The sequence below is a fragment of the Belliella calami genome (assembly GCF_022549695.1).
Classification (GTDB): Bacteria; Bacteroidota; Bacteroidia; order Cytophagales; family Cyclobacteriaceae; genus Belliella; species Belliella calami.
The window spans coordinates 19763-35152 of the sequence record NZ_JAKZGS010000024.1 but is presented as its reverse complement, the minus strand read 5'-3'; the positions used below and the strand labels follow the sequence as shown (position 1 = coordinate 35152).

The 15390-nt window shown below is 36.3% G+C and carries 16 protein-coding genes; 10 read left to right on the top strand and 6 right to left on the bottom strand.

The window, feature by feature from the left end; genetic code table 11:
- Window positions 1-345 precede the first annotated feature (345 nt).
- Window positions 346-831, top strand: coding sequence for a low molecular weight protein-tyrosine-phosphatase (locus MM236_RS18435; protein WP_241276473.1), 486 nt, complete (start codon window positions 346-348; stop codon window positions 829-831).
- A gap of 117 nt (window positions 832-948) precedes the next feature.
- Here MM236_RS18435 and MM236_RS18430 read toward each other — a convergent pair whose 3' ends face one another.
- Window positions 949-2220, bottom strand: a complete 1272-nt coding sequence (locus MM236_RS18430) for an aspartate kinase (RefSeq protein ID WP_241276472.1) — start codon at window positions 2218-2220, stop codon at window positions 949-951.
- Window positions 2221-2278: 58 nt separating this feature from the next.
- Here MM236_RS18430 and fbp point away from each other — a divergent pair, with 58 nt between their 5' ends.
- Entirely contained in the window at window positions 2279-3316 is a 1038-nt protein-coding gene (fbp, locus tag MM236_RS18425; protein ID WP_241276471.1) for a class 1 fructose-bisphosphatase, read from the top strand.
- Between the two features lie 5 nt (window positions 3317-3321).
- On the opposite strand, the gene MM236_RS18420 is transcribed toward fbp, so the two are convergent.
- The 3 genes from MM236_RS18420 to yihA form a co-directional block, all read right to left on the bottom strand.
- Window positions 3322-3627, bottom strand: coding sequence for a hypothetical protein (locus tag MM236_RS18420; protein WP_241276470.1), 306 nt, complete (start codon window positions 3625-3627; stop codon window positions 3322-3324).
- A 184-nt stretch (window positions 3628-3811) separates the two neighbouring features.
- On the bottom strand, window positions 3812-4255 hold the full coding sequence (locus MM236_RS18415; RefSeq protein WP_241276469.1) for a DUF5606 family protein: 444 nt from the start codon (window positions 4253-4255) through the stop codon (window positions 3812-3814).
- A gap of 164 nt (window positions 4256-4419) precedes the next feature.
- A complete protein-coding gene (yihA, locus tag MM236_RS18410) occupies window positions 4420-5028 on the bottom strand; it encodes a ribosome biogenesis GTP-binding protein YihA/YsxC (protein ID WP_241276468.1) in 609 nt (202 codons plus the stop codon).
- A gap of 181 nt (window positions 5029-5209) precedes the next feature.
- Between yihA and ubiE the strand changes: the two genes are divergently transcribed.
- The 5 genes from ubiE to MM236_RS18385 all read left to right on the top strand — a co-directional run bounded on the left by ubiE (window position 5210) and on the right by MM236_RS18385 (window position 8730).
- Window positions 5210-5932, top strand: a complete 723-nt coding sequence (gene ubiE, locus MM236_RS18405) for a bifunctional demethylmenaquinone methyltransferase/2-methoxy-6-polyprenyl-1,4-benzoquinol methylase UbiE (protein WP_241276467.1) — start codon at window positions 5210-5212, stop codon at window positions 5930-5932.
- Window positions 5881-6660: a type IX secretion/gliding motility protein PorT/SprT gene (gene porT / locus MM236_RS18400; protein ID WP_241276466.1), complete on the top strand. Its 780-nt coding sequence runs from the start codon at window positions 5881-5883 to the stop codon at window positions 6658-6660. Before ubiE ends, porT begins: the two co-directional genes overlap by 52 nt.
- A gap of 84 nt (window positions 6661-6744) precedes the next feature.
- Complete coding sequence (locus MM236_RS18395; protein ID WP_241276465.1) at window positions 6745-8076, top strand: GntP family permease; 1332 nt, start codon at window positions 6745-6747, stop codon at window positions 8074-8076.
- A gap of 37 nt (window positions 8077-8113) precedes the next feature.
- The gene (locus MM236_RS18390; RefSeq protein WP_241276464.1) at window positions 8114-8302 is read left to right on the top strand and encodes a hypothetical protein; all 189 of its coding nucleotides are present in this window, start codon (window positions 8114-8116) and stop codon (window positions 8300-8302) included.
- Complete coding sequence (locus tag MM236_RS18385; RefSeq protein ID WP_241276463.1) at window positions 8269-8730, top strand: type 1 glutamine amidotransferase family protein; 462 nt, start codon at window positions 8269-8271, stop codon at window positions 8728-8730. The genes MM236_RS18390 and MM236_RS18385 overlap by 34 nt, the downstream gene beginning before the upstream one ends.
- Here MM236_RS18385 and MM236_RS18380 read toward each other — a convergent pair.
- Window positions 8727-9746, bottom strand: coding sequence for an App1 family protein phosphatidate phosphatase (locus MM236_RS18380; protein ID WP_241276462.1), 1020 nt, complete (start codon window positions 9744-9746; stop codon window positions 8727-8729). The two genes, MM236_RS18385 and MM236_RS18380, sit on opposite strands and share 4 nt — an antisense overlap.
- 213 nt (window positions 9747-9959) lie before the next feature.
- Here MM236_RS18380 and rlmN point away from each other — a divergent pair, with 213 nt between their 5' ends.
- The 3 genes from rlmN (at window position 9960) to MM236_RS18365 (ending at window position 14380) form a co-directional block, all read left to right on the top strand.
- Window positions 9960-11024, top strand: coding sequence for a dual-specificity RNA methyltransferase RlmN (gene rlmN / locus MM236_RS18375; RefSeq protein WP_241276461.1), 1065 nt, complete (start codon window positions 9960-9962; stop codon window positions 11022-11024).
- A gap of 97 nt (window positions 11025-11121) precedes the next feature.
- Window positions 11122-13821 (top strand): TonB-dependent receptor plug domain-containing protein, encoded by a 2700-nt coding sequence (locus MM236_RS18370; protein ID WP_241276460.1) that lies wholly within the window; start codon window positions 11122-11124, stop codon window positions 13819-13821.
- 88 nt (window positions 13822-13909) lie between these two features.
- Window positions 13910-14380: a hypothetical protein gene (locus tag MM236_RS18365; protein WP_241276459.1), complete on the top strand. Its 471-nt coding sequence runs from the start codon at window positions 13910-13912 to the stop codon at window positions 14378-14380.
- Between the two features lie 71 nt (window positions 14381-14451).
- On the opposite strand, the gene MM236_RS18360 is transcribed toward MM236_RS18365, so the two are convergent.
- Window positions 14452-15387 carry a rhomboid family protein gene (locus MM236_RS18360; RefSeq protein WP_241276458.1) on the bottom strand — a complete coding sequence of 312 codons (936 nt, stop codon included), beginning with the start codon at window positions 15385-15387 and terminating at the stop codon, window positions 14452-14454.
- Between the last annotated feature and the right edge of the window lie 3 nt (window positions 15388-15390).

Sequence of the window (15390 nt, the reverse complement as noted above, 5' to 3'; positions counted from 1 at the left end):
TATACCTGAATTTGTTTATAAGAATCTATTTATTAGGTTATTTATAATGAACAACCAAAATTTTTTCCTTTTAGTTACACAAAAGTAATTATTATTGAAAATATTTCAAAATTGGCGCAAAATGATATTTGGATTATTTTGGGTAAATATAAATGTGGGAATAAAAATAGCCGTAAAAAGCTATTCGAATTCGTATTTGTTGGTTGGAAAATTTTCATGACCAAATAATATTTTTCGAAGGTTTTTTTTAAATGATTTTTTGTAGGTCTTAGGTTTGAATTCCTAGTCAAATTTTATTTATCTTGTATCTCTATTTTCGATTTCATGAAATGATTTAAGCACTCAATGGTTAAAGTTTTATTCGTTTGTTTAGGAAATATTTGTAGGTCACCCCTTGCCGAAGCAATTTTCAATCAAAAAGTTAAAGATAATGGTCTGTCTGAATTTTTCCACAGTGATAGTTGTGGGACATCAGATTACCATATTGGAGAATTGCCCGATGAGAGGACTCTTTTATGCGCCTCAAACAAAGGTGTGGCTATAAATCATAGAGGTAGGCAAATCAATAGAGTCGATATCAGAGAATTTGATTATCTGATTGCTATGGATAATTCAAATAAAATTAATATTGAAAGACTGATAGTTAGTCAGAATCTTAATCACAATCATATTTATTTGATCAGGGAGTTTCAACCAAATACTGATAAATTAGAAGTGCCAGATCCTTATTATGGGGGAATGGAAGGTTTTGAAAATGTCTATAATATCCTTGAAGATTCAATCAATCATTTTTTGGAGTTTCTAAAGGTGGAGCATAAAACCTATGTTTGACACTATACAACTGTATGGAAAAGAAAGGATATCTATAGTTTGTATCCACTTTTGATATATTTGTTACGTATTAGCAAAGGTAACCTTACAGGAATTCAAAGAGTGGTCGATAAGCTTTTAAATTGATGGCTTATACACCATTTGGAATGTGTTTCTTGTCATTTGTTCCAGCATGATTTCTTTTTCTTGAGTTATTTCCTTTATTAGAGTAGAGTTGTGGTTTTTGATTGTTAATAGATTTAGCTTTTCGTTGTATCTAATCGTAAAGTCTTCATCCAATTCACTGATTAACTTTTCCAATTTGAATTTTTGTTCATCAATCACAATCGAAATGCTTATGGCAGATGTTTGAAGAAGGTTAACTTTTAGTTTCAATTTTTCTAAAACACCGTAGATTTGTCGGACATGCGATTCATTGATAAAAGTGAAGTCATTGACTCTAAAGCTCACCAAAATTTGGTCTGTTTTTAAGACCAAACAAGGAGTCTGGTTACTTTTTGCAACATTATGAATGATAGTGCCACTTTCATTTGGGTTCAAAAATGATTTTACAAACAATGGTATGTTCGAATTAGCCAAAGGCTTTATAGTTTTAGGGTGAATTACCGAAGCTCCATAATAGGTTAATTCAGCAGCTTCTTTGTAATCAAGCTCGTCAAATTTGGTTGTATTGTCGAAGATTTTTGGATCGGCATTGAGTACGCCTTCCACATCTTTCCAGATGATCACTTCGCTTGCATTCATACATACGCCAAGGATCGAAGCTGTAAAATCAGATCCTTCTCTACCCAAAGTTGTTGTCTTCCCAATAGAATCCCTGCCGATGAAACCTTGTGTGATTACAGTCCCTTTTTTCAAAAGTTGGAGAAGGATTGCATCACAATTTTGCTTAGTTACATTCCAATTGATTTTTGCAAATCTATAATCGCTATCAGTGCTGATACAAGATCTTGCATCTATCCATTCGCAATTGATCCCACTATCAAGCAAAAAGGACTGAATGATTTTGGTGGAAATCAACTCTCCAAAACAGATTACTTGATCGTAAAATTCATCATATCTGTCGATATGTAAGTCCTCTTTCATCTTCTCTTTAAGCAAAGTGAATTGCGTGTCAAGCTCCAAAAAAACCGAGTGATGTAAAGGGAAAAGCTGTTGACATATTTCCAAATGAAAATTTTCAAAAATTGAAATATTCGAAGAATAGTCCTTTTTCTGAACTTTGAGGTTTATTATGGCTTCCAGAGAATTGGTGCTTTTTCCCATTGCAGAAACCACTATAATTGTAGGGTTTCGCAATCGATTGAATAAAATATTGAATAGGTTTTTGATAGATTTGGCATCTTTTACTGATGCACCACCAAATTTGAATACAATTACTTTTGACATCAGAATTTTAGTTGTAATTTGAAGTGTAAAACAATCTTAAATAGTACCTTTCAAAGATATGAAAATTAAACCCTATATACACAATGAGTCTTCTCTAGCTTATTCAGTTGGAGAGACATTAGACCGATTTATCAAAAAGAAGCAAGATGATTTTTCTTATGCTTCAGGCGAATTGTCTCAGCTATTGCGGGATATTGCTTTGGCGACAAAGATAGTAAATCGGGAAACCAATCGAGCAGGTCTTTCCAATATTGGAGGAGCTTTTGGACAAACGAATGTGCAAGGTGAAGAGCAACAAAAGCTTGATGTGATAGCCAATATCAGATTTACAAGAGCACTCACTAAAGGAGGTGAGGTGTGCGCCATTGTTTCTGAGGAAGATGATGAGGTTATTGACCTTCAAAATAGTTCTGGTAAATATGTTGTTGCGATTGATCCATTGGATGGCTCTTCCAATATCGATGTCAATATTTCCATTGGGACAATTTTTTCCATTTACAGAAGAGTAACTCCAATCGGCAGTCCTATTCAGCTGGAAGATATCATGCAGCCGGGGAACAAGCAAGTGGCAGCTGGATATGTGCTTTATGGTTCTTCTACCATGCTAGTTTATACTACAGGTTGTGGTGTAAATGGCTTTACTTACGAGCAGTCTCTTGGAGAGTTTTTCCTTTCTCATCCAGATTTGAAAGGACCTGAAAACGGGAAGGTTTACAGTGTCAATGAAGGTAGTTACCATCATTTCCGTCCCGGGCTGAAGAAATATATTGAGACTTGTAAAGATAGGGAATATAGTGCTAGATATATAGGGAGTTTGGTAGCTGATTTTCACAGAAACCTCCTCAAAGGAGGGATTTATATTTACCCTGAAACAGATAAAAATCCATCTGGAAAGCTAAGGTTATTATATGAAGCCAATGCACTGGCTTTTATTGCGGAACAAGCAGGTTCGTCTGCTACAGATGGGGAAAATAGGATTTTGGATATCCAACCTACATCACTTCACCAGCGAACTCCTTTGTATATTGGGTCAAAAGTAATGGTAGATGAAGCTATGAGCTTTTTGGCGAAAGAAAAGGCAACTGTAAAAATGTAACTGTACTAAGACTGTGAATATTTTCTCCTTATTTCAACTTTCTTTATCTGCCTATTGATGATTGCTTCCGCCAATTCTACAGCCATTTGCTCAGGATCTGATTCATTGAGTATGTATTTCAATTTGTTTTCGTCCAAATCTATTCGGTAGCAAATCTGCAACAATCTCTCAAATTCACGATTGAGCATATGTTGGATTATTGGTAGGAGCATAGCCAAAAGCTGCTCCTTAAGTTCGACTTGTCCATTGAGTTGGAGTTCAAAGTCCTTCTTGATTAGGTGAAAAGTGTCTTCAATAATTCCTTTTTCCATTTTTTGGGATTATTCGAAAGTAAAAGAAAAAAAACTCGCGGAAATTCAGCAAGCTGAAGCGAGTTTTTTTTTGTTTTTGAAGTGGAGCTAATCTAGTATCCAAAAGGGTGATTTCTCAATTTCATTTCTCAAATAAAATTTATTTGCCTTGAGGTAAATTATGCTTCGGAACAGGAAAGGAGAATTAATCCTCTTTTTCTTCGGAAGTTTCTTCAGAATCATCTTCATTATTCTCTTCTAGTACCTCAGGGGCATAATTTCTGATGATTTTATACCAGCTGATTAATTTTTTGATATCAGAAGGGTATACTTTATCTTCATCAAACTCAGGAAGTACATGCTTCAAAAAAGCCTTTAATTCATCAGCATCCGCTGTGCTATCCAATCCAAGATCTCCCTTGAATTCCGATTCAATTTTGATCAAGATCTCTTCAAGCGCAGTAGCACCCTCTTCTGTCATTGTATAAATTGATATTTCGCTCAAAACGGAAACTCTTTGATTGGCACCAACTACCAATTTCCCTTTCTTCTCATCCATAGATTCCAAAATCACACCACTACGAGTGGGCTTAAGGATCTTATAAAGGCCTGCTTTGCCAGATACTGTTGCTATTTCGTTAAATTTCATACGTGTTTAGTTGCTTTTCTATTGTCTTTACTCGTCCCGGAAATTGGGCTGGAATATCCTGCAAAATTTATTTCTCTACGTGATAAACCTTTCTCGAGGGCATTTCATGATCTCGTTTTCTAAATAAGGTTGCAAATATAGAACTTACCTTCAAAAGCCCAAGCTTAGTTTTCTTGGTTTTGAAATTCTTCTACTTGTTCTTCGATAAAATTCACCACTTCAATTTTCCCATCTCCTGATTCTGCAGATGTGATAAAGTATAAAGGTGCTTCTTCAAAAATTGCTTTTGAAGCTTTTAGGAATTTGGCAACAGTGGATTGGGTTTTTGGTCGGGATTGTTTATCAGCTTTTGTGAATAAAAGTACGATTGGGATATTGCTCTCACCACACCAAGTGATAAATTCTAGATCAATTTTTTGTGGTTCTAACCTACTGTCAATCAACACAAACAATGCAACAAGATTCTCTCTGTTTACCAGGTAATCTTTGATCATTCCCTCCCAGTCAGCTTTGAGACTTTTGCTCACTTTGGCGAAGCCATAACCAGGCAGATCGACCATGTACCATTTGTTGTCTACACCAAAATGGTTGATCAGCTGTGTTTTTCCTGGTCTTCCGGAGGTTTTTGCGAGGTTTTTATTGTTAGCAAGCATATTTATCAAGGAACTTTTCCCCACGTTAGATCTACCAATAAAAGCAAATTCAGCTTTGTCGGGAGCTGGACATTTATTGTAGTCTGTATTACTGATTAAAAAGGTAGCGTTCTTGATCATATCATCTGAATTTTGGACAAAGGTAATTCTTTCCTGATAATTTTCGGGTTTTGAGGATTGATACTTCCTGTTGACACTAATTATTATAACAAAATCCTAACAAGTTTATTGATTAATCTTCAACATTTTTCGAATGCTCAGGTTTACTTAGTAATATTGCATCACCAATAAGAGAAAGTACATGTCAGTAGTACCATACAAAGAGAAAGACTCAGGGAAAAAAGAGCAAGTAGCAGAGATGTTCAACAATATTAGCAAGAAATATGATTTTCTGAATCACTTGCTAAGCTTGGGAATCGATATTATTTGGCGTAAAAAAGCCATAAAAATGCTACAAGCAGATCAGCCTAAGTTGATTTTGGATATTGCTACGGGTACTGGTGATTTTGCTATTGAAGCTTTGGCGCTCAATCCTGATAAAGTGATTGGAGTGGATATTTCCGCTGGAATGCTTGAGGAAGGTAAAAAGAAAATGAAAAAGCGAAAGCTTGACCATATTATTGATATGCAGATGGGAGACTCTGAAAAGCTTCTCTTTGAGGATAATAAATTTGATGCAGTCATCGTTTCTTTTGGTGTCAGAAACTTTGAGAATCTTGAAAAAGGGTTGGCAGATATGTTCAGGGTATTGAAGCCTGGTGGAAAAACAGTCATTGTAGAGTTCTCCAAGCCCAAAAAATTCCCCATGAAACAAGGGTATAACTTTTATTTCAAGTACATTTTACCACAAATTGGCAAGCTTGTTTCAAAAGATAATGCTGCGTACACTTATCTTCCTGAATCCGTTCAAGCTTTTCCAGACGGTATGGATTTTCTTAAAGTATTGGAAAATGTTGGCTTTAAAAACACAAAATGCAGACCACTTACCTTCGGTATAAGTTCGATTTACATTGGAGAAAAATAATTCTCTCGGCTTTCATGCTATTTCTTTGCTCATTTTCTGTATTTGCTCAGGCAAGATTCAATGAAATTAGCAAAGCGGGTCAAGATGATAAATTACTCACCTATGGATTTTTTCTTGCTGGCCACAATAATTATTGGAGGCTAAAGTATACTGATGATTTCCTGAATAATAGAAGTACTTCAAATCTTCAGAGTATAGTTCCTGTTTATACGCAAGGTTTTTCTTTGGGTTTTTTGGCTAATCTGAGGCTGCACGATCAGCTAAGTTTGGTGTTTACACCCAAAGTCGGATTTTATGAATTTAGGGTAGATATCAATACTTTCAATACTGATTTGGATCCAAGTGAAGTTAATCAATCAAATTTTTACCTAACCGAAACAGTTGTCAATGAAGCAACAATGGTAGAGTTCCCGCTTTTTTTTAAATATAAAGCACAAAGATTTAATAACTCGAGGATGTTTTTTACAGCAGGAGGGTCAGCAATGTTTAGATCAAAGAATCAAGAAGAGGCGGATGTAGAAGAGATAGCGACACTTGGAAGGGATTTTACAATTGATTTGGGGGTTGGGTTTGATATGTACTTCAAATTTTTCAAATTTTCTCCAGAGGTAAGATTTTCCCATGGTCTAATGGATATGTACAAGGCTGAGACTACAAACCCCCAGTATGCCAGCAGTATTCAATCTTTGAGAAGAAAAAGTATCACGCTTTATTTGAATTTCCAGTAAAAAGTGTGAAATACGTTTTTTTAAAGATGCTTTAGTTTTTTTGTGGTATTGTTTTTTTAATATTATTGGTTTTATTTTAAGCGTATGCAAATCCTAATTCATATTTTTCTTGCAGTAATCTGGGTGATTGTCAGCACCTCAAAGTTAAAGATTCATCCTTTGATATCCTTAATAATTGCTTCGGTATGGGTAGGTCTAGGTTCAGGAATGGGATTTATTCAATCTTTGGATGAGTTTAGTAAGGGCTTCGGTAGTTTGATTGGCCAAGTTGGGTTGATTATAGTTTTGGGAAGTGTTTTTGGGGTATTACTTGAAAAAAGTTACGCTGCAGTTGCCATTGCACACTCTCTTTGGGTTCGTTTTGGAAAGAAATTCCCTTCTCTTAGCACTAGTTTCATGGGGGCGGTAGTTGGGGTTCCAGTATTTTGTGATTCAGGGTTTATTTTGTTGAATCCCATAGGCAAAAGTTTGGCAAAGACATCGGGATTTTCCCCACTTACGTTTAGCTTATCTTTGGCTGGAGGGCTTTATATGTCACATATTTTGATCCCCCCAACGCCAGGTCCTTTGGCTGTCTCCGGAATTTTCGGGATGGAGCAAAACCTTGGATTGGTACTTTTGATTGGTTTGGCAACAGCAATACCTGTCATTCTGGTCACTGCTTGGTGGGCCGGTAAATTCAAGAAAAAATTCCCGGAATCATATCAAGAGGATTTTGAGCCTCAAGAGCAAAATCTGAAAGTAAAAGTATCTGTTTTTTGGTCAGTTATGGTTATTGCTATTCCATTGATAATGATTACAATTGGGAACTTGACAGTTTTTTTTCCAAATGAATTAGTGAGATCTTTTTTTCTTATTTGTGGGAATCCATTAGTTGCTATTGGAGCAGGGCTTTTGGTTGGTTTTATGACATTAAAACAGCCTATTTCTGGATCCAGTTTGTTTTCAATTTCATTTACCGAAGGGATCAAAATTGCAGGGCCTATTTTGGTTTTGACAGGTGCAGGTGCCGGTTTTGGTGCGGTTTTGAAGCTATTGAATTTAGATCTGATTTTTCAAGAATTCAACTTCAATTCTGATTCAGGTGCTGTTTGGTTATTGGTTTGCTTTGGGCTGGCAGCATTTCTCAAAACAGCACAAGGATCTAGCACTTCTGCCATGATTATCGCAGCTTCTATCGCGTTGAGTGTTATCCCTTCAGGGATGTTGGAAAATCAAGTTTATACAGCTCTTTGTATTTCAGCAATAGGCGCTGGAGCGATGACAGTTTCGCACGCCAATGACAGTTATTTTTGGATTGTGAAAGAATTTACAGGTTTGACAGTCAAGGAAGCTTTACAAAGCTATACAATGCTTACAGCTTTGATGGGAGTTACTGCTTTATTGACTGTTCTGATTTTTTATTGGATATTGTAATTTGAATTTATTAGCACATTTAAATTTATTGAGAGCTATGAAGCTTTTAGTTTTAAATAATCTTTTGTTTTTTGCGATTATCGTGAAAATTTCTGCTTGTTCGGAATCGGGAATTACTCCGCCACCCTCGCCAAATGAAGACAGAAATCCCTATTCTTTGGGGAAAATGGCAGTATCATCAGTTCTGAAGCATTGGCAAATCCGTTTGATGAAAGACTTACTGTGAGAAAATCAAGTTTGATCAATCATCCATTATTGAAAAACACCATCACAGATCAGCATTTTTCCGAACGTAGCAGAGAAGGCAGGTTGGTGGCATTCATGGCTAGGCTTAAATCTCAAGTCGGAGAAAATCAAAGTGTAAGAGCAATTGCAGTAGATGAAAGGACGGCAGTTTTGATTGATAAAGATGGTGGGTTAACCATTGCTGGGGAGAATCAAGCTGTATTTTTGGAAGAAAATGATGCTTTACTTTCACCGGAAAGCATGTCGTCAGGGAATCCCCTCACTTGGGATTTGAATGGGGAAGCAGTAAGATTCTTTTCTGGGAGTTCTTCAGTGGATTTTTCGGGCAAATCTTTGACAGAGTGGAATTTTGGATGGTTGGGATTTTGGGCTGTTCAAGATGGAGAGTTTAAGGTGTATCTCAATTAAGATTCGGCATGATCCTTTTTCTCTTTGATGATTTCCAAGACATCTTCCTGCCGAATCCAGCCTCTGTTTAAAGCATCTTTGGCAGCAGAGATGGTGTCAGTAACCAACATCAACTCAACTCCCAATTCACGGATTTGGGTAGCTATCTGAGTGATCATATTTCTTTTGTTTTCAGCGACATCCCTGATGTAAATCACCTTTACCCTACCAGGGTGTTTTTTGATTACTTGGAGATAAATCTCTGCATCATGTTGTCCAGAATCTCCAATTAGGATAAATGGAATACCAGAAACCAACCTGAAAATCTTTTCTACCTGAGTGAGTTTGTGATCAAAATGACTTCCTGCTATAAACTGTTCACGAGATAGCCCAAGATCCCGAAGCATCAATGGACCCTTTGGAATCTGGTGGATATCCATAAGCTCCAAGAGAAAATCGTAAAGATTCCATGGACTACTCGAAACATAGAACATAGGGTTATTTTCCTTACCATCTGTACCTTTTTCCAGTGCTTGATAGAAAGCGGAAACTCCCTCAAATGGAATTCTCGAATGCGCATTGCCAAAGAATGTAGTCTTCAGCATTTCCCATACCCGTGTAGCACCAGTAGGGACGATGGTGTCATCTATATCTGAAATTACCCCATACTCAACCAACTTGGTAGGTACAAATACCCGAGCAGTGGCCTGAACTATTCCTTGGTTTGGAATTACTTCATCGAGCAATTCAAGTTTCACTTCTTGCCAAGAATTGTCAATTTTCGGAAATGAATGGTTTTTGATTTCAAATTCAAAATACCCTTCATCATCTGTGGTTGCTAGCCATTCTTGTCCATCGAGTGTTGCCTTTATAGTGACATTTGGAATTTCCCAAGTCATGAATCGCTTGTACATTTTACGAAAATTCCTGAATCGACTGTCTTCGAAAGCTGAAAAACCAATGCCGCGATCCCGCAAAACCCTGCCGACTAGAAAAACCTCTTTTTCATTGCCAAAACCTTTGTAAGGCAAGATCATAATGGATTTTACAAGGCCAAGTTTGATTCCAACTTTAAGTTTAAGTTTGGAAAAAGTGAGCTTGAAGGCATATAGTATTGGAAGAATTCGTTTTTTGATAAAGCTTTTGATTTAGAAGTTTGGCTAAAATTATAAAATAAAGGACATTTAATCTAATCTTAAGAATTTGAGGTTACTGGCTTTAGTGAAAACTAATTTTCGTACCTTTGCGGCATGGACGGCAGCACAAAACAAGACATCAGAAAATTGACACTTTCTCAATTAGAGGAGTTTTTTGTCAGCAAGGGGGATAAAAAGTTTCGTGCCAAGCAGGTTTATGAGTGGCTATGGCACAAATCCCTCAAGAATTTTGATGAAATGACTAACATTTCCAAGGAAACTAGGGAGATGTTGAAGGAGCATTTTGCGATCAACCATATTTTGGTGGATTTGATGCAGCATTCTTCTGATGGGACGATCAAAAATGCTGTGAAGCTTTACGATAATAAAATTGTGGAATCTGTCCTTATTCCTACCTCCAAAAGAATTACTGCTTGTGTTTCTTCTCAGGTGGGCTGCAGCTTGGATTGTAATTTTTGTGCAACAGCTAGGCTGAAAAGGATGCGGAATCTCAATCCAGACGAGATTTATGATCAAGTAGTGGCAATCAAAGATGAGGCTGAGGCTTATTTTGACCGACCACTTACCAATATCGTTTTTATGGGGATGGGAGAGCCATTGTTGAATTACAACAATGTGATAGAAGCAATAGATAAGATTACCTCGCCAGAAGGTCTTGGAATGGCACCACGAAGAATTACACTTTCTACTGTCGGCATTCCAAAAATGATCAAAAAAATGGCTGATGATGGGGTAAGATTCAACCTTGCCATATCTCTTCATTCAGCTATCAATGAGACAAGAAGTAGGTTGATGCCAATCAACAATGTAAATCCAATCGAAGATCTTGCTGATTCTTTGAAATATTGGTATGAAAAAACCAAACGAAAAGTTACCTATGAATATGTAATCTGGGAAGGGATCAATGATGATGAAAAGCATGCGAGAGCACTTGCGAAATTTTGTAAAATCATCCCGTCCAAAGTAAACATTATTCAGTATAATCCAATCGACGAGGGTGAATTTAGACAGGCTTCCAAAGAAGCTGTAGAAATGTATGTGAGAATATTGGAAAGCCAAGGTATCATTGCCAAAGTACGAAAGTCAAGAGGTCAAGATATAGATGCTGCTTGTGGTCAGCTGGCAAACAAAAATGAGGTTGGGGAATTGGAGGGGTGATTGTTGATGAAATATTCAAATTTTTTTAAAAATTATTTTTTGCTTTTGAACTAAACACTAAGTATTTTGCGTTTTCAAATTTAAAATAATTCTTGTTATGAAACGTCAAATTTTTAAACTTGGTTTTTTGACTCTTATTGCTGCGTTTAGTTTATCAATAGTTTCATTGAACCAAAAGGATAGTGTGAAAGATAGGGTTGTAACCTTTTTAAACACACTTCAAGAAGAGTTCCCGGTAGAAAAAGCATACTTGCATATTGATAAGTCTAGCTATACTTTGGGAGAGACAGTATGGTTCAGCGCTTATCTGACAGCTGGAAGTACCCAGGTTCCTAGTCCATTGAGTAAGGTTCTTTATGTTGACTTTTTTGGTCCTAATGGAAAAATGATTGAGCAAAGAAAGGTCAATATTGAGGATGGTTTTGGGAGTGGAGATTTTAAATTTCCTGATTTTGGTGAAGAAGGGATTTACTCAATCAAAGCCTATTCCGCCTGGATGAGTAATTTTGGGGATGAGTATTTTTTTCATCAAGAAATAGAAGTTTTTGACGGTGCCTCTAATTCTTTTTTTCCTAAAGTTGACTTTAAAATAGAGGGAGTAAAAGATGGTGTTGTTCAATACCATATTTTCTTGGAAGCATCAAATGGACAAGGCAAATTTCTTGGAGAAGAAAATATTGAAGCCAAAATCATTGCAGATAAAGAAGAATTAGACTTTCGAAACTTACAGTTAAATAGTAGAGGTGAAGTTTCCTTTAATGTTTCTATTCCATTAAAACCATTCAAATCACAAGTTTTGGAATTGACATTTTACGAAAATGAAGATTATTCAGTTAATAAAATTTTAAAAATACCCTATTCGTTCCTTTTAGCAGACATCCAGTTTATGCCTGAAGGAGGGTATTTGGTGAATGGTTTTAAAAGTAATATTGCTTTTAAGGGTGTATTTCCGGATGGTAGTCCAGTAGAGTTGAATGGAGAAGTTTTAGAGAGTGAAGAAAAAATAACTTTCACTACTTTATTCGGAGGCATGGGTAAATTTGAATTGACACCTGAACCAAGCAAAACATATAAAGTAAAAGTATATGACAAGACCGAAAGTGCTTTTCAAGAATTAGAGCTTCCTAAAGCTATTGAAGAGGGGTTGGTAGTACAAGTAATCAATAAACAAGAACTTAATTATGTGACAGTATTTGTTCAGGGAAATTATCAGGATGAAGATCTTGTATTGGTAAGTCAAACTCGTGGATTCATAAATTATATGATCAACGGAAAATTATTGAATGGGATTTGGGGGGTTAGAATTCCAAAAGAATATCTATTTAGTGGAATAAATCATGTCTCTATTCTAAATTCCGAGGGTTCCCCATTGCTAGAAAGGTTGTTCTTCTTTCATTCTCCAAAAAATGAACTGCCATTGATGGTTTCCAAGAAAGGAGAATTGAGGGAAAGATCAGAAATAGAGTTGGATATCATTTCAAGTTTAGGAGATAGTTCTAGCATGGGCAGATTTTCAATTAGTATTGTTGATGAAAAGCAGGAGGAGACAAATTCGGTTTTTAAAAAGACAATTTTGTCTGAATTATTATTAAACTCTGATTTAAAAGGGGACGTGTTTCAGCCCGGTTATTATTTTCAAGGCCAAGATGAACAAAGGCACGAAGCTTTGGATTTAGTCATGATGACCAACGGTTGGAGGAGATTTATTTGGGATGACATGGTCAAGGATAATTATCCTGAAATAAATCAGCTTATCGAAAGAGGTCTGAGTATCAATGGCACTATCTCAGACCTTGAAAAAAGAAAAAAGGGAGTTAGTGGAGGAAAAGTAAATGCATTGATAGGCCAAGGTGAAATGATTATGTCAGGAGAATATACTGAGAATGGTGAATTCTCATTTCTTGAACTTGATTTTATTGGAGAGAAAGAGGTAACGATTAGTGCCGAGGACAGTAAATTGAAAAACTATGTCGAAATACAGATAGAACCAGAAAAGAACTATCTGAATGAGGTTCATCCAAGATTCCCTACTAGCTTAAGGTTTCCTGAGGAATTGCTATCCAGTTTTCAAGAAAGAAACCTAATGAACAGAATGTTCGGTGATGAGCAGATTGTTGATTTAGAAGGTTTTGAAGTTAAAGCTCAGCATCTTGAAGCAGAAGAGGAAAAATCAAGAAAAACCTACGGAGAGGGGGATGTAATCATCAAGCCTGAAGATATTGGTGGTAGTGCGGCATTTTCAAATATTTTTGAAATGATTCAAGGAAGAGTAGCGGGTGTAAGAGTTTCCCCTTCTATGATGAACCCTTCTATCACTATAAGAGGTATAGGTTCAGTCACAGGTGGCACTCAGCCTTTGTATTTGTTAGATAATATGCCTGTTGATGCCAATACATTGTTGTCTATAAATCCTAGAGAGGTCTCGTCTATAGATATATTTAAGGATGCAGCAAGTTCAGCCATTTTTGGTTCCCAAGGTGCCAATGGAGTTATAGCTGTTTATACAAAAAGAGGTCCTCAAGGGTATATGAAAGAACCAGGTAATTTGGTAGTTAGGGTAGAGGGTTTTTCTGAAACCAAAGAATTCTATCACCCAAAATATGATGTGATTACGCCGGAAAATTCTATCCCAGACAAAAGATCAACCATTTATTGGAATCCAAATTTGACTATCGATAATTCAGGAAAGGCAAGTATAAAGTATTTCAACTCAGATATTGCTAAAAAGCATCTGGTAATCATAGAAGGGATTGATTCTAAAGGCCGTATTGGAAGGTATGAAGGAATATTAGAGTAATAAATTAAGGGTTTTTTTTGCATCCTCAATAAAGCCTGTTGATTTTCCAATTGGAAATTGCTTTATTGAGGATGTTAATTTTATTTTGATGAAAAAACTAATAATTATATTGTGCTTTTCTTTTTTTGCAGCAGGTCTTTTTGCTCAAGAACAAGGAGAGATCAGACTGATGGCTGGTGGAGATTACAGACTTACAATAAAAGAAGTTGGGACTTTTGTTGGTGCTGAATACTTCTTCGCTGATAAATTTTCATTGGCTCCGACTTTTACTGTTTGGTTTCCAGAAGTTGGTAATTCCTTTAATCTCAATGCAGATTTGCGATATTATTTGACTGAAGGTATTTCTCAAGTCTATCTTCTTGCTGGTTATAGTAATTATTGGATCAACTTACAACCAGGAAATCCAGGTGTAAATCAAACAAGGGCAGGGGCAAATTTTGGTGCGGGTGCATTTATTCGTGCCACCGAACAATTTGGGTTTATAACAGAGTTTAAAATGCAAAGCCAAAATTCACGATGGCCAGTGTTAAGAGTAGGAGCGGTTTTGAGATTGAATTAATACATTAAATTGTTAACCTCTGCTATTTTGATTTGCAAAAATTATCAAATCAAAATTGCAGAGGTTTTAAATTATTTTTTACTAAACTCAAAAAGCTTCCTCTTTTCTTCCTTGCTAAGTGCCTCGTATCCTTTTTCAGCAATTTTATCCAAAATTTCATCTATTTCCTCTTGAGTAGCATCGCCTTGTGTCGAGTATTTGGAAATAGAGGGTTTGGATTCATAGCGACTCTTGGTCTCTTCTTTTGGGCTATAAGATTTTTTTCGATAAGTAACTTTGATTTTTCTTTTTGATGAAAAAACCGATTTGAAAAACTCCCATATAGCTTGCAATGGTTTTCCCCAATCTGATCCATTTCTTAATTGGGTAATGTACACAAATCCCATCGCTGCTCCGCCTAAATGAGCAAGCTCACCTCCTGCATTACTTCCAGCAGAATTTGCAAAAGCAATAACTACATAAAAGATAGCAATATATTTTATTTTCACATCTCCTAGTAATAGTAGTCTGAACGTCGTGTTTGGTGAAAGGGTAGCCGCACCTACGACGATGGCATATACTCCAGCACTAGCCCCTAGCATCTTGGATGCTGAGACCACATCTGTAAACAAAGGAGAGATATTATACATCAATACATAAAATCCTGCTCCTGCCAATCCACCTAGTATGTAGAGACTGGCTAATTTTTTACTGCCCAGATACTCGTTTACTAGTAAGCCAAACCAATATAAAAAAAGCATATTGAAGACGATATGGAAAATACCTTCATGTAAAAACATGTAAGTGAAAATCGACCAAGGTTGTGTGATGAATACCACCAAATCTGCTGGCATCATCAAATGGCCCAAAAAAGTCTTGTACAATTCAGAAGCTCCCGAAAAACTTAAAACGATCCTCAATACCAAAATCCCAGCAAAAGCCAACAGGTTGATGGCAATAAGTTTGTAAAGACTATTATTGTTATGCTTGAATGCGTTCCTTAAATTATCCCAAAATCCTCCGTACATTGT